This window comes from Bradyrhizobium commune (genome assembly GCF_015624505.1).
Lineage (GTDB): Bacteria > Pseudomonadota > Alphaproteobacteria > Rhizobiales > Xanthobacteraceae > Bradyrhizobium > Bradyrhizobium commune.
In genome coordinates, this window is the sequence record NZ_CP061379.1 from 38,500 (window position 1) to 53,157 (window position 14,658).

The window sequence follows — 14,658 nt, forward strand, 5'->3', positions numbered from 1 at the left end:
GTGAAGTGCGGAATCCCGAGGTTCTGGGGCGAGATCACACTCCGTCGCAGTAAGCAATACGTGTGCACTAGAGCTCCAGTAGGTGAGTAAGCACGACCTCAACGTATCGCTTTAAGTTTATCACATCCTGGCGCTCACCTGCCACGTGCGTAACAATAGAGCCTGCGGTGTAGACTGATCGAGCAAGTCCGCCGATCAACCCATCGACGGCTTCGATCGCTTTTTCTGGCAGCTCGGACGTGCTTGTCGCTTGGCCCCTGGCCCTTAAAATGAAACGAACCTGCTGCTTCATCGTCGGCTTTGGCCGATCTCTCCCATGTTCATCTTTTTCCGGTTTGTAACCATCACTCTTCCTGACTACATCAGGAGGAGCTTGGCGATCGACAACCGATCTCAGAACTTCGCGCAATTCCGCGGCTGGCCCTCGATAGGAAACTCGACTGCTATCTGACAAATCACGAATCGCTTGTTGATATGACAGTGCCGCAGTCGGGAGTAAGCCGCGCAGAGTTTCAGTTATTTGAGCCTCTATGGCGCTCTCCGCCGGTCCATCGGCTGCTGTCGCGACAGTCATTTCCAGCCGCGAAGTGATTTTTGGAAGAGCCTTCTTTACCGAGTTGATACGCCACTTGTACGAGTTGGCCGCATTATGTCCTTCCGCAAGCTCGTAAAGCTTGGTGAAATGGTCATCTAAATACTTTAGTTCGTCTTGGAACCCATCACGAGCCACGAAGGATCGCGCTTCTTGCATGTAACGCCGCGCGACGGATTTGACCTCGTCTCTGAGAGACGTCGAATTGATGTTTACGGATTTTGATGCAACGATCTTCGCAGCGAGCTTTCGAAAGTCGCCGCAAAGCCCATGCCAAGACGCAAGCTGGGTATCAGTCACCGCTTGCCCTTTTTGGCCGGCCTCTTACCCGCTCGGCTTCTTGGTTTGTTGGGCGCGGCCCCATCTTTTGGCATCTTATGGGCGACCAAATTGTATCCGACCGAATTCAGGCGATATTTTCCCCTTTCGATGAGATCGAGATAGCCTGCGTTTTTGGCATCGACCAATGCCTGTGATCTAGATCCCGGCATTGGGTACTTGCCTTGCACGAAGTACTTTTGAATGTCGTCAGCAGTAATAAAATTCTGACGCTCAGAGGCAAGGTGCTCCAGGTAGTAAGCAACCACTGCGATCATTTGCGCACCTGTTGTCGGGCTCTTCTCCTCTTTGAACGAGAGAATATCGTGCGGACCATCCATCGGCGCTCGTGGGGCGACCGGTAAAGATGGCTGCCCCGGCAATAGCGGCAGCGCTGGGATAATCGGCGCAGGCGGGACGACCTGCGGCGATGCAATGCCCAAGACCTTAAACGCATGATCGATGACGCGGGTACGCACTTCGGATTTTAGCGGCTCCAATGCTTGCACCAGTGTTTTGATTGCCGCCAGCTCCGCCTCTATATCCTCAGCCACGGTTGTCTCCTTTGCCAAGACAACCATCCTGTGTGCTATGGGGACGAGAGTAAAGCGGCAGCTTTCAGCGGGCCTCCGATCCGGACTGGGGCGCAAAAGAGCCCAGAATCGAAGATTTTGCGCGAATTTTCCGATCTCAGCCCTCTGGCCTCCTCGGAACGCCCCTTTCGGCCCCCATTCGCTGGATTTTCGGATCCCCAACCTATATCTCAGGGCCGTCCTCCACCACCATCCCGGGTTCCATGACGCCGCCGCGCAAGCTGCACATCAAATCATATGGCTGCCAGATGAATGTCTACGATGCCCAGCGCATGGTGGACACGCTGGCCCCGGAAGGATTCGTGGAGACGGCGAACGCCGAGGACGCCGACCTCGTCATCCTCAACACCTGCCACATCCGCGAGAAGGCCTCCGAAAAGGTCTATTCCGAGCTCGGTCGGCTGCGCGTCGCCAAGGACGAGGCCGCGCGCGAGGGCCGCGCGATGCAGATCGCCGTCGCCGGCTGCGTGGCGCAGGCTGAAGGCGAGGAGATCGTGCGCCGCGCGCCGGTGGTCGATGTCGTGGTCGGCCCGCAGAGCTATCATCATCTGCCGGAATTGCTGAAGCGCGCCGGCGATAAAGGCCGCGCGATCGAGACCGAATTTCCGGCCGCAGACAAGTTCGGCTTCCTCGCCCAGCCGAAACCCGAGGCGATCCGCGCGCGCGGCATCTCCGCTTTCGTCACGGTGCAGGAAGGCTGCGACAAGTTCTGCACCTTCTGCGTCGTGCCCTACACGCGCGGCGCCGAAGTCTCGCGACCCGTGGCGAAGATCATCGACGACGTGAAGCGGCTCGCCGACAACGGCGTGCGCGAGCTCACGCTGATCGGGCAGAACGTCAACGCCTATCACGGCGAGGGGCCGGACGGGACAGACTGGGGGCTCGGCAAATTGCTCGAGCGCCTGGCGAAAATTCCCGGCATCGCACGGCTGCGCTATTCGACCAGCCATCCCCGCGACGTCGATGACAGTTTGATTGCAGCCCATCGCGAACTCGGCGAGCTGATGCCGTTCGTGCACCTGCCGGTGCAGTCGGGTTCGGACCGGATTCTCGCCGCCATGAACCGGAAACATACCGCCGATGATTATCGCCGTGTCATCGACCGTTTCCGCAGAGCGCGCCAAGACATTGCTTTTTCATCAGATTTTATCGTCGGCTTCCCCGGCGAGAGCGAGCAAGATTTTCTCGCCACCCTCGCGCTTGTCACGCAAATCGGCTACGCTGCGGCGTATTCGTTCAAATACTCCGCCCGGCCGGGAACGCCGGCCGCGGATATGCAGGAGACGGTGTCCCCCGCCGAGATGGACCAGCGATTGGAGCGGCTCCAGGAACTGATCGACAGCCAGCAATCGGCCTTCAACAAGGCTGCGATTGGCTCAACGGTCGACGTGCTGTTCGAACGTCCGGCGCGCAAGGACGGCCAGATCGTGGGCCGCACTGCTTTCCTCCAACCTGCGCATGTGATGGCCTCGCCCGACATCATCGGACAGATCCTGCCGGTGCGGATCGACAGCCTCGAACGCTACAGTTTCCTCGGCGAGCTCGCCACGCCACACGGTGCACGCGAGTCCGCTTTATCATCCATCGCCACTGGAGCCTGAACCCTTGCCAAAAAGCGCATCGGATTCGTCTTCCCTCGCTCCCAGCCGCAAGTTTGACCGCGACATGCAAGTTCCGCCCGAGACCCAGGTCGTCATCGACTTCGACGACAACCGCGCCGCATCCGCGCTGGTCGGCCCCTACGGCCAGAACCTGGCGCAGATCGAGCGCCGGCTTGGTGTCGTCGTCGATTCCAAGGGCAATCACATCACCATCGGCGGCACCCGCGACGGCTGCGATGCGGCGCGGCGCGTGCTGGAGACACTCTATGCCCATGCGGTGAAGGGGCAGGATGTCGACCAGGGCGAGGTCGAAGGCGCGATCCGCGCGGTGATCGCGCAGGGCTCGCTGTTCGAATTCGACGCCAAGTCAGCGAAGTCGACCTTCGACAGCATTAACCTGCGCAAGCGCCCGGTCCGCGCGCGCACGGCCGCGCAGGACTCCTACATCCGTGCGCTGAAGCGCCATGAGCTGGTGTTCGGCATTGGACCTGCCGGCACCGGCAAGACCTGGCTTGCGGTCGCGCATGCCGCGCAGCTGTTCGAGCGCAAGGAGGTCGACAAGATCATCCTGTCGCGTCCCGCGGTCGAAGCCGGCGAACGGCTCGGCTTCCTGCCCGGTGACCTCCGCGAGAAGGTCGATCCTTATCTGCGTCCGATCTACGACGCGCTCTACGATTTGATGGACGCCCGCATCGTCGAGCGCGCGCTCCAGACCGGCGAGATCGAGATCGCGCCGCTCGCCTTCATGCGCGGCCGCACGCTGACCAATGCCGCCATCATCCTGGACGAGGCGCAGAACACGACATCGATGCAGATGAAGATGTTCCTGACGCGTCTCGGCGAAAACAGCCGGATGATCGTGACCGGCGACCCCTCGCAGATCGACCTGCCGAACGGCCAGACCTCGGGCCTCGCGGAGGCGACCAAGCTCTTGGGTGGCGTCGAAGGCATTGCACAAGTTCATTTCAAAGCCGAAGACGTGATCCGCCACGAGCTCGTGGCGCGGATCGTCGCCGCCTATGAAGGGGCGCCGCAGCGGCCGCCCGCCGGCACCAAATCCTGACGAGACAACAACCGGACCAAGAGAGCGCGGCGGAGGCGTTCTTCGTTCCGAACAGAACCATGTCGCATCCCAACCTTCCCATCACCGAGGTCCTCGTCGTCGCCGATTGCTGGCAGGGCGAGCCTGACGCCGAAGCCGTGATCCAGCGCGCTGTCGCTGCCGCCGCCGAATCTGTCGACGAGGACGTCGCGGACGCGGAAGTGGCCGTGATGCTGACCGATGATGCCGGCATCCGCACGCTGAACGGCAACTGGCGCGGCATCGACAAGCCGACCAACGTGCTGTCGTTCCCCGCACTCCAGCCGGAAGGCGAATGGAAGCCGGGCGACGCGCCGCGCATGCTCGGCGACATCGCGATCGCTTACGAGACCATGCGGCGCGAAGCGGACGAGGAACACAAGCCGTTCGATCACCATTTGAGTCATCTCGCCGTGCATGGTTTCCTGCATCTGATCGGCTACGATCACGAGAACGACGACGACGCGGAAGAGATGGAAGCGCTTGAGACCGAGATCCTGGCTCATCTCGGCATCCCCGATCCCTATGCAGATCGCGCTGGGGCGCACTGAGATGCCCGATTCAGAACCTATCCACGACAATCCGCGCAACACGGCCAATCTGCCGGCCGTGGTGACCCCCGGCGAGGTGCTGCGCCCGACCGCCGAAGGCTGGCTGCTGCGTGCCATCCGCACATTGTTCGGCTGGAAGGCGGGATCGGTGCGCGACGATCTCCAGGTCGTGCTCGACGCCACCACGCCCGACGACACCGGCTTCTCCGCGGTCGAGCGCACCATGCTGCGCAACATCCTCGGCCTGCACGAGCGCCGCATCGCCGACGTCATGGTGCATCGCGCCGACATCATCGCGGTGAAGCGCGACATTCCGCTCGGCGAGTTGATGGACCGCTTCGAGAGCGCCGGCCATTCGCGCCTCGTGGTCTACAACGAGACGCTCGACGATCCCGTCGGCATCGTTCACATCCGCGACCTGCTCGCCTTCATGACCGCGCGTGCGCGCGTGTCGGAAGCCACCAAGACCAAGCGCAAGAAGCCGCTCCCGGCCGGGCTCGACCTGCGCACGGTCGATCTGGCGCTGCCGCTTGGGGACGCGCGCATCATCCGCAAGCTGCTCTACGTGCCGCCGTCGATGCGGGCGATCGACCTCTTGGCCCAGATGCAGGCCACCCGCATCCACCTCGCACTGGTCGTCGACGAATATGGCGGCAGCGACGGGCTGGTCTCGCTGGAGGACATCGTCGAGCAGATCGTCGGCGAGATCGACGACGAGCATGACAGCGACGAGCCGCCCTCGATCGTGCGTCTGCCCGACAACGCCTTCATCGCCGATGCCCGCGCCAGCCTCGACGACGTCCGCTCGGTGATCGGCGAAGATTTCGTCACCGGCGAAGCCGGCGAAGAGGTTGAGACGCTGGGCGGCTATCTCGTCAGCTTCGTCGGCCGCCTGCCAGTACGTGGCGAGGTGATCTCGGGCCCCGGCAATTACGAGGTCGAGGTGCTCGATGCCGATCCGCGCCGCGTCAAGCGGCTGCGCATCTCGACGCGGAAGGAACGACCCGCGCCGCGCACCCAGCGTGAAAGCCGCCGCCGCGAGGCCCCGCCGGAGAGCGGTCAACCGCCGGCCAGTGACACGCAGACCCCGCCGCCCGCCGACGGGACCGGTCCGCAGTGAGCGCCTTCCAGCGACTTCGACAGATTGCGCTTGCCGTCATCCTGACCTGGGGATGGAAGCGCGCCGTCCTCGCGATGGCGGCCGGCGCGCTGTCGGTTCTGGCGCTGGCGCCGTTCAACATCTTCCCGGTGCTTTTCATCACCTTGCCCCTGATGGTCTGGCTGATCGACGGCGCGGGTGCCGGACGGTACGGCGGCATCCCCGCCGCAGCGCTGACTGGCTATTGGTTCGGGCTCGGCTATTTCGTCCCAGGACTCTACTGGATCGGCATCGCCTTCTTCGTCGACGCCGATATGTTCGCCTGGCTGACACCTTTCGCCGTGCTGGGCCTGCCGGCCTATCTCTCGATCTTCACCGCGATCGGATTTGCGCTGGCCCGCCTGCTCTGGACCAAGGATGCCACCCGCATTCTTGCGCTCGCCGCAAGCCTCACCATTGCCGAATGGCTGCGCGGCCACACGCTGACCGGCTTTCCCTGGAACGCGTTCGGCTATGCACTGTCGGAGCCGCTGCCGCTGGCACAGACGGCTTCGCTGATCGGCCTGTGGGGCATGACGTTCCTCACGATCGCGATCGTCGCAAGCCCTGCCACGCTGATCGACCGCACGCCGGATCGCCGGCCGGCGTGGCGCGCGCCGGCCGCAGCGGTTGCGCTGCTGGTCGTAATGGGCATCTTTGGCGCGATCCGCCTGTCGCTGCATCCGACCACGATGGTCGCGGGCACCAGGCTGCGGTTGATGCAGCCGGACCTGACGCAGGATGCAAAGTTCAACTACTCCGCCAAGGCGGAGGTGATGAAGAAATATCTGACGCTATCGGATCGTTCGTCCGGGCCGCAATCGACCGGCGTGCGCGACGCCACCATCCTGATCTGGCCGGAATCCGCCTTTCCGTTCTTCCTGACCCGTGAAGCCGACGCGATGGCGCAGATCGCCGAGCTTCTGCCGAAGGGCACGGTGCTGATCACGGGTTCGGTCCGTGCGCCTGATCTGCCGCGGGGCACGCCGATCACGCGCGCGTATAATTCGATCTACGTCATCGGTCACGACGGCAGTGTGCTCTCGGTCTACGACAAGCTGCACCTCGTGCCGTTTGGCGAATTCCTTCCCTATCAGGATCTGATGGAAAAGCTCGGCTTCGAGCAGCTGACGCGCATGCGCGGCGGCTTCATTCCCGGCACGGTGCGGCACGCGCTGCCGGTGCCGAGTGCGCCGCCTGTGCTTCCGCTGATCTGTTACGAGGCGATCTTCCCCGACGAGGTTGGCACGCGCGACGAACGCCCGGGCTGGATCGTGAACCTCACCAATGACGGCTGGTTCGGGATCTCGACCGGTCCCTACCAGCATCTCCAGCAGGCGCGGATGCGCGCGATCGAGCTCGGACTACCGCTGGTTCGCTCCGCAAATACCGGCGTGTCTGCCGTGATCGACCCGGTGGGACGAATCGTGGCCAGCCTTGGCCTCGGAATCGAAGGCATTTTGGATGCAAGCCTGCCCGCCGCAATCCCGCCCACGATCTACGCGCGCGTCGGTGACGTCCCCGCGGCCATGCTCGTCGCGCTGGCTGTGTTTCTCGCGCTGCGACGACGTGTTGCGAAGCGGCACCCCTGAACATGCCGTCGCTAGCGGTTTCCGGCGAGGCGGCCGGAAACCTTTGACAACCGTAGTCCCACGGTTGACAGACTGCACACCGGCTCCCCATTCTGCACCGGCTGCACAAGACAGCGGTGCATTGCTAAATTTCTCCGCAATGTTTCCCCAATCAGAGTGAAGTTTTGATGTCGCTGTCACCTGAGGCAATATTCCTATTGCGCCGACGGTGGTGTTTGGAGGGCTGAGGAAATGTCGAAAGCGCCCAACCCTGTTGACAAATATGTCGGCAGTCGCGTGCGCATGCGCCGCATCATGTTGGGCATGAGCCAGGAAAAGCTCGGTGAGGCTTTAGGCCTTACATTCCAGCAGATTCAGAAATACGAGAAGGGCACCAACCGGGTCGGCGCGAGCCGTATCCAGCAGATCGCCGAGATCCTCCAGGTGCCGGTGTCGTTCCTGTTCGAGGGTGGACCGAGCGGCACGCCTGGGCCCAACGGCTTCGCCGAAGGCGCCTCGCCCTCCTATGTCTCCGACTTCCTCGCGACCTCCGAAGGGCTCGCGTTGACCAAGGCGTTCACCCGAATCACCGATTCGAAGCTGCGCCGCTCGATCGTCGATCTCGTCGAGCAGATCGCCGCCCGCGAAGGCCCCGACAAGCGCTGACGCACTTTTCTTCCGATTTGAGACTGCCGCAAATCTGGCCTATGTCGTCCTGTGCGGGCGCGCTTTGAACATGCGTCCTCTCCGATGATCCGGTTCAAAGGCACAGATACGTCCATGGCGAGCACCAATTCGTTCGATTCCCAAACCATTCTCGATGGTATCCGCCGCTGGGTGGAGATCGAGACGCCGACGGAAGTGCCCGAGCAGGTCAACAGGCTGATCTCGCTGGTCACTGAGCATTATCGCGATCTGCCCGTCACGCTCGAACGCGTCGCCGGCGTCGATGGCTGCGGCGATCATCTTGCGGTGCGCTCGACCTGGGGCCAGGACCGTCCTGGTATCCTGGTGCTCAGTCATCTCGATACCGTTCACCCTATGGGCTTCATCGAACGCCTGCCCTTCAAGGTCGAAGGCGACAGCGCGTTCGGTCCCGGCATCTACGACATGAAGGGCGGCGCCTATATCGCCTATCACGCCTTTCGCGAGCTTTGCGCCACGCCCGATCGCTCGCCGCTCGGCATCACCCACATGTTCACCTCCGACGAGGAGATCGGCAGTCCCACCTCGCGTGCTCTCATTGAGAAGGAAGGGCGCAAGGCCAAATACGTGCTGGTGACGGAGCCGGCGCGCGACGGCGGCAAGATCGTCACCGGACGCAAGGGCGTCGGACGATTCAAAATCTACATCAAGGGTATCCCCGCGCATGCCGGCTCGCGTCCCGAAGACGGCCGCAGCGCGGTGCGCGAGCTCGCCAACGTCATCCAGACGCTGGAAGCGATGAACGATCTCAAGCGCGGCGTGACGGTGAATGTCGGCGTGGTGCGCGGCGGCACGCGTCCCAACGTGACGCCAGAAGAGGCCTATGCCGAAGTCGATCTGCGCGTGCCGAGCGTTGCCGACGCAGACGAGTTCGTCGGCAAGATCCTCGGACTGACATCGAAGACCGACGGCGTCACCGTCAAGGTCACCGGCGAGCTCAATCGTCCGCCCTATGAGAAGGGCAATGCGGGTGCTTCGCTCTATGAGCATGCGAAGACGCTCGCCGCCGATCTCGGCTTCGACCTGATCGACACCCACACCGGCGGCGGCTCGGACGGCAATTTCACGGCGCCGCACACCGGCACGCTCGACGGCCTCGGTGTCGACGGCAAGGGCGCGCATACTCATTATGAGCAGCTCTACGTCTCCTCGCTCGAGCCGCGCGCACGACTGCTCTACCGCCTGTACCAGACGCTGCGATGAGCGAGCGCAAATCCGATCCCGAGCGCGCGGACGGCGAGCGCGCCTTCTTCGGACGCCGCAAGGGGCACAGGCTCAGGCAGCACCAGGCCGAGCTGATCGATCATCTGCTGCCGCATCTTTCACTCGACATCGACGGCGAGGCGCCGGCGAAGGCTAACGAGATCTTCGATCCCGCGGCCGACGACGTGCGGCTCGAGATCGGTTTTGGTGGCGGCGAGCATCTCGCGGCGGAGGCGCAGAACTTTCCAGCGACCGGCTTCATCGGCTGCGAGCCCTATGTCAACGGCATGGCCAAGATCCTGGCGCAGATCGAGGCCGCCAACATCGCCAATATCCGCCTGTTCGCGGGCGATGCCGCAGAGCTGCTCGCATGGCTGCCGAAGGCTTCGCTGTCGCGGATCGACCTGATCCATCCCGATCCCTGGCCGAAGCGCCGGCACTGGAAGCGGCGCTTTGTGCAAGACAGGACGATTGCCGCGATGGCGCGTGTGCTGAAGGCTGGCGGCGAATTCCGCTTCGTCTGCGACATCGACGATTACTGCGCCTGGACGCTGTCGCATCTTTCGCGCTCGGCCGATTTCCGATGGCTCGCGGAACGCGCCGATGATTTCCGGCTGCCCTGGGACGGCTATACGATGACGCGCTACGGCAGAAAGGCCACGCGCGAAGGACGCAAGGCGGCCTACTTGCGGTTTCGAAGAGTCTAGATGGTCCGCCGGTTGCGCCAGAAATTCACGACACGCTCGGCAGTCGTGGGCATCAGGCGCGTGAAGTTCACGCGCGCTTGCTCAAGATCGGCATCGGCCGGCATGCGCTGCGGGCCGTACCACATCAGGATCAGCGCGCGCACCGTGGGCCAGCCGAGGTTCAACACCCGGCCAAGGATCAGTATAGGATCATAGCGGTCGCCCGCGACCAGGCGGTCGAGGATCGAGAGGCGGACGCCGGCCATCGCCGAGAGCGAGGCGATCGATTCCTCGTATTTGTGCGCCTTGGCGAAACCGAGCAGCGCGCTCTCGCCGAGATGGCCCTCACGATGCAGTCCGAGCACCGTGCGCTGCGCCGCCGAGAAATCGCGCCGCGGTCCTGGCGGCAGCGAGGCTTCCTCGATCGCGGCCATCGCGCGCTTGATCTCGACCTGGCGCGTCGGATTGACCACGCTGGAAAGGCGGCGGCGAATGACGTCGAGCGTGCCGTTCAGAAGCTCTTTCAGATGTTCGCCGGAGAGATCCTCGCGCTGGCCGATCTTGAGCGTCAGTACGCCGTCCTGGCTCGCGCGCTTGATCAATTCCGAAAAGCCGTCCGCCGAAAAGGCTGCGCCGGCATTGCCGGCAGCGCGGCGCACCACGTCGCGATCGCCGCGCTCGACCAGAACGTCGGTGATCTCGACCGACAAGGTCGGCCGCTCCGTCATCGCCAGCAGATGGCCCTGGCCCTTCAGCCGCGCGATTTCGACGAGCGCGGCATCGTCGAGCACGGGCGAGCGGCGCAGCACCGGGGCCGCCACCATGATTTCGCTCTCGCGCGCGAGCTGGCCGACGAGATGCCGCGGCGCGTTGTCCAGCCGCGAAAAGCGCTCGGCGAGATCGACGCGCGAGGCAAGCTCCGCATGCGGGACGAGATCGATCAACAGATTGTCGAAGAGATCGACCAGATCGGGACGAAGATTTGCGGCATCCTGGAAGAACAGCGCAGAGATCGCGCGTGCGATCTCGCCACGGCGCTTCGGATCGCCGCGTCTGACGATATCGTCCAGTCCGGGAATGAGCGACGTGGCAACGGTCATGGAAACGCAACTCGAATCTGGCACGCCGTGGGCGCGCCATAGGCTCAAGCCGCCCCACAATCGGGGAATCTAGGCCTCCTTGATGAAGGAAGCGTTGCTCCGCAGGCGCCAGGCGGAGGCGCAAAAAGCCCGCTCTCGCCTGCGATGGGCCTTGTCCGGACGGGCGGAAAGGGCTATATCAGCGCCAATTCATCTTCTCATACGATCCGCGTAGTGAGAGTGGGCCCGAAAGGACCCGCTCTTTTTTATTACCTGAACGCGGCTTGGCGAAAGATGCGGCCCGACCAGCTGTCGGGAAAGTTCCGAAGCAGGCTTTGACGTCGTTAACCCGGCCTTAACCCAAGCACTAACCACCGAGCGCCCCGACCCTGGATATGACCGAACCGAATACTGGTTCCACGGATGCCGAGTTGCTGGCCGAGCCGCGGCTTGTGGTCGAGCCGGGCGCCGCTGCGCGGGTCTCTGCGGTCGCAGGTCCCGTGCTCGAGGGCATGGGTTACCGGCTGGTGCGGATTCGCATCTCCGGAGAGGCCGGCTGCACCGTGCAGATCATGGCCGAGCGTCCGGACGGCTCGATGCAGATCGAGGATTGCGAGGCGATCTCACGGGCGCTGTCACCCGTGCTCGACGTCGCCGATCCCATTGATCGCGCCTATCGGCTGGAGATTTCGTCGCCCGGGATCGATCGTCCGCTGGTGCGGCGCTCCGATTTCGAGCGCTATTCCGGGCATCTCGTGAAGATCGAGATGGCGGTTGCCCATGAGGGGCGGAAGCGGTTCCGCGGCACGATCGGTCCTGTCGAAGGCGCCCGCGTGCATTTGCATCGCGACGACGTCAAGGCCGACGATGATCCCGATGTTCTCCTGACGATGGAAGATATCGGCGAGGCGCGGCTGGTGCTGACCGACGAGCTGATCGCGGCATCCATGCGCCGCGGCAAGGCCGAGGCGCGCGAGATGCGCCGCAATCTCGGCCTCGAGCCGCCGCAGGCGCCGCACGCCGAGATCAGCGCGAAAACCACCAAGAACACCAAGCCGAAAAAGCAGCCGGCACCGACCAATACCAAGAAACATCGCCTTGCCGCCGAACGCGCGCGGCGCGGCGAAATCGAGCCTGACGAAGGAGACTAGCCATGGCAGTCAGCGCCAATCGACTTGAATTGCTCCAGATCGCCGACGCCGTCGCCCGCGAGAAATCGATCGATCGCGGCATCGTCATCGCGGCGATGGAAGATGCCATCGCCAAGGCCGCGCGCGCCCGTTACGGCAGCGAGACTGACGTTCACGCCGAGATCGACCCGAAGAAAGGCGAGCTCCGGCTGTCGCGCCACATGCTGGTGGTCGAGAAGGTCGAAAACCACTCCAATCAGATTTCGCTTGCCGACGCGCAGCGCGCTAACCCGGGCGCCCAGGTCGGCGACACCATCGCCGACACCTTGCCGCCGCTGGAATATGGCCGCATCGCCGCGCAGTCGGCCAAACAGGTGATCGTGCAGAAGGTGCGCGAGGCCGAGCGCGACCGCCAATATCAGGAATTCAAGGACCGCATCGGCGACATCGTCAACGGCGTCGTCAAGCGCGTCGAATATGGCAGCGTGATCGTCGATCTCGGCCGCGGTGAAGCCATCATCCGCCGCGACGAGATGCTGCCGCGCGAAGTGTTCCGCAACGGCGACCGCGTCCGCGCCTATATCTTCGACGTCCGCCGCGAGACCCGCGGGCCGCAGATCTTCCTGTCCCGCACCCATCCGCAGTTCATGGCAAAACTGTTCGCGCAGGAAGTGCCGGAAATCTACGACGGCATCGTCGAGATCAAGGCGGTCGCCCGCGATCCGGGCTCGCGCGCGAAAATCGGCGTGATTTCCCGCGATTCCTCAGTCGATCCGGTCGGCGCTTGCGTCGGTATGCGCGGCTCGCGCGTGCAGGCGGTGGTGAACGAGCTCCAGGGCGAGAAGATCGACATCATCCCGTGGTCGCCCGACATCGCGACCTTCGTGGTCAACGCGCTGGCGCCGGCTGAAGTCTCCAAGGTTGTCATCGACGAAGACCGCGAGCGCATCGAGGTCGTGGTGCCCGACACCAACAACCAGCTCTCGCTGGCGATCGGCCGCCGCGGCCAGAACGTCCGCCTCGCCTCTCAGCTCACCGGCTGGGACATCGACATCCTGACCGAGCAGGAGGAATCGGAGCGCCGCCAGGCCGACTTCGAGAACTCCACCCGCGTCTTCATGGAATCGCTCAATGTCGACGAGGTGGTCGGCCAGCTGCTCGCGTCCGAAGGCTTCACCTCGGTCGAGGAGCTCGCGATGGTGGACCTCAAGGAACTCGCCGGCATCGAGGGTTTTGACGAGGAAACCGCGCAGGAGCTGCAGACCCGCGCCCGCGAATATCTCGAGCAGCAGGAAGCCGAGCTCGAGGCCCGGCGCAAGGAACTCGGCGTCGAGGACGCCGTCAAGGACGTGCCCGGTGTGACCTCGAAGATGCTGGTGAAGTTCGGCGAGAACGACATCAAGTCGGTCGACGACCTCGCCGGCTGCGCCACCGACGACCTGGTCGGCTGGACCGAGCGCAAGGAAGGCGGCGAGCAGACCAAGTTTGCCGGCGCGCTCGAAGGCCTCGGCGTCTCCCGCGACGAAGCCGAAACCATGATCATGCAGGCGCGCGTCAAGGCGGGCTGGATCACCGAGGCTGACCTGGCCAAGCCGGCCGAAGAGGCCGAGGCCGCCGAAGACCAGCCGGCTTAAGGGCGAAGGAGGATGTCGCCCGGATGCTTGCCAGCACTGACCCTGAACTCGACAATGGACCGCGGACCGAAAGGTCCGCGACCATGCGTATGTGCGCGGTCAGCCGCGAGGTCCGGCCGATCGACGAGCTGATCCGCTTCGTCGTATCGCCTGACGGCCAGATAGTTCCCGATCTCAAGCGCAAGCTGCCCGGACGGGGCATGTGGGTCACCGCGTCGCGGCAGGTGGTTGCGGAAGCCGTCCGTCGTCACCAATTTACCAAAGCTTTCAAGCGCGACCTGCGCATTTCTCCGACGCTTCCCGCCGACATCGAGGCGCTCCTGGTTCGGAGCGCGACCGAAGCCCTTGGGATTGCTGCCAAGGCAAGGCAGATCGTCGCCGGCTTCGGCAAGGTCGAGGACGCCCTGCGGGAAGGCACGGCCGAGGTCCTGATCCATGCCAGCGACGGGGCCGCGGACGGAATCCGCAAATTGGACATGCTGGCGCGGCAAAATGACGGAAACCGCGGCGACCAGCCGCCGATTCCGGTCGTTACGGCGCTGAAATCGATAGAATTGGATTTGGCACTTACCCGGTCAAATGTGATACATGCTGCCCTGCTCGCGGGCCCGGCGAGCAAGTCATTCCTGTCACGTAGCCAGATGCTGGTCCGATACCGGATGGCGGACGACGACAAGACTGCTGAAAAGCACGGCCAGGATTTTTAAGAGACAACGACGAACCGGTTCGACGGTGCGGCAACGCACAACGACAACAAGATCAGGATTAGGACTGCT

The 14,658-nt window shown here is 63.5% G+C and carries 14 protein-coding genes; 11 read left to right on the forward strand and 3 right to left on the reverse strand.

From position 1 onward, the window contains the following. Positions 1 to 67 precede the first annotated feature (67 nt). Both IC761_RS00170 and IC761_RS00175 read right to left on the reverse strand, forming a co-directional pair. The gene (locus tag IC761_RS00170) at positions 68 to 892 is read right to left on the reverse strand and encodes a pPIWI-associating nuclease domain-containing protein (RefSeq protein ID WP_195801317.1); all 825 of its coding nucleotides are present in this window, start codon (positions 890 to 892) and stop codon (positions 68 to 70) included. Beyond that, positions 889 to 1,464 (reverse strand): hypothetical protein, encoded by a 576-nt coding sequence (locus tag IC761_RS00175; protein ID WP_195801318.1) that lies wholly within the window; start codon positions 1,462 to 1,464, stop codon positions 889 to 891. The genes IC761_RS00170 and IC761_RS00175 overlap by 4 nt, the downstream gene beginning before the upstream one ends. Before the next feature lie 242 nt (positions 1,465 to 1,706). On the opposite strand from IC761_RS00175, the gene miaB reads away from it, so the two are divergent. From miaB to trmB, 8 genes are all read left to right on the forward strand, one after another. Continuing rightward, complete coding sequence (miaB, locus tag IC761_RS00180; protein ID WP_195801319.1) at positions 1,707 to 3,104, forward strand: tRNA (N6-isopentenyl adenosine(37)-C2)-methylthiotransferase MiaB; 1,398 nt, start codon at positions 1,707 to 1,709, stop codon at positions 3,102 to 3,104. 64 nt (positions 3,105 to 3,168) lie between these two features. Next, positions 3,169 to 4,167, forward strand: coding sequence for a PhoH family protein (locus IC761_RS00185; protein WP_195801320.1), 999 nt, complete (start codon positions 3,169 to 3,171; stop codon positions 4,165 to 4,167). 59 nt (positions 4,168 to 4,226) lie between these two features. Further along, entirely contained in the window at positions 4,227 to 4,736 is a 510-nt protein-coding gene (gene ybeY, locus IC761_RS00190; protein WP_195801321.1) for an rRNA maturation RNase YbeY, read from the forward strand. Between the two features lies 1 nt (position 4,737). Continuing rightward, entirely contained in the window at positions 4,738 to 5,856 is a 1,119-nt protein-coding gene (locus tag IC761_RS00195) for a hemolysin family protein (RefSeq protein WP_246791419.1), read from the forward strand. After that, on the forward strand, positions 5,853 to 7,466 hold the full coding sequence (gene lnt / locus IC761_RS00200; protein ID WP_195801323.1) for an apolipoprotein N-acyltransferase: 1,614 nt from the start codon (positions 5,853 to 5,855) through the stop codon (positions 7,464 to 7,466). Before IC761_RS00195 ends, lnt begins: the two co-directional genes overlap by 4 nt. A 231-nt stretch (positions 7,467 to 7,697) precedes the next feature. After that, positions 7,698 to 8,111 (forward strand): helix-turn-helix domain-containing protein, encoded by a 414-nt coding sequence (locus IC761_RS00205; protein WP_195801324.1) that lies wholly within the window; start codon positions 7,698 to 7,700, stop codon positions 8,109 to 8,111. Between the two features lie 84 nt (positions 8,112 to 8,195). Further along, positions 8,196 to 9,353, forward strand: a complete 1,158-nt coding sequence (locus IC761_RS00210) for a M20 family metallopeptidase (protein WP_195801325.1) — start codon at positions 8,196 to 8,198, stop codon at positions 9,351 to 9,353. After that, positions 9,350 to 10,060 carry a tRNA (guanosine(46)-N7)-methyltransferase TrmB gene (trmB, locus tag IC761_RS00215; RefSeq protein ID WP_195801326.1) on the forward strand — a complete coding sequence of 237 codons (711 nt, stop codon included), beginning with the start codon at positions 9,350 to 9,352 and terminating at the stop codon, positions 10,058 to 10,060. The genes IC761_RS00210 and trmB overlap by 4 nt, the downstream gene beginning before the upstream one ends. On the opposite strand, the gene IC761_RS00220 is transcribed toward trmB, so the two are convergent. Beyond that, positions 10,057 to 11,139, reverse strand: coding sequence for a DUF2336 domain-containing protein (locus IC761_RS00220; RefSeq protein ID WP_195801327.1), 1,083 nt, complete (start codon positions 11,137 to 11,139; stop codon positions 10,057 to 10,059). The two genes, trmB and IC761_RS00220, sit on opposite strands and share 4 nt — an antisense overlap. Before the next feature lie 374 nt (positions 11,140 to 11,513). Between IC761_RS00220 and rimP the strand changes: the two genes are divergently transcribed. The 3 genes from rimP to IC761_RS00235 are packed head-to-tail and all read left to right on the forward strand — an operon-like array spanning position 11,514 to position 14,589. Then, positions 11,514 to 12,269 carry a ribosome maturation factor RimP gene (gene rimP, locus IC761_RS00225; protein WP_195801328.1) on the forward strand — a complete coding sequence of 252 codons (756 nt, stop codon included), beginning with the start codon at positions 11,514 to 11,516 and terminating at the stop codon, positions 12,267 to 12,269. A gap of 2 nt (positions 12,270 to 12,271) precedes the next feature. After that, a complete protein-coding gene (nusA, locus tag IC761_RS00230) occupies positions 12,272 to 13,882 on the forward strand; it encodes a transcription termination factor NusA (protein WP_195801329.1) in 1,611 nt (536 codons plus the stop codon). 23 nt (positions 13,883 to 13,905) lie between these two features. Continuing rightward, positions 13,906 to 14,589 carry an RNA-binding protein gene (locus IC761_RS00235; RefSeq protein ID WP_195801330.1) on the forward strand — a complete coding sequence of 228 codons (684 nt, stop codon included), beginning with the start codon at positions 13,906 to 13,908 and terminating at the stop codon, positions 14,587 to 14,589. The last annotated feature ends 69 nt before the right edge of the window (positions 14,590 to 14,658 follow it).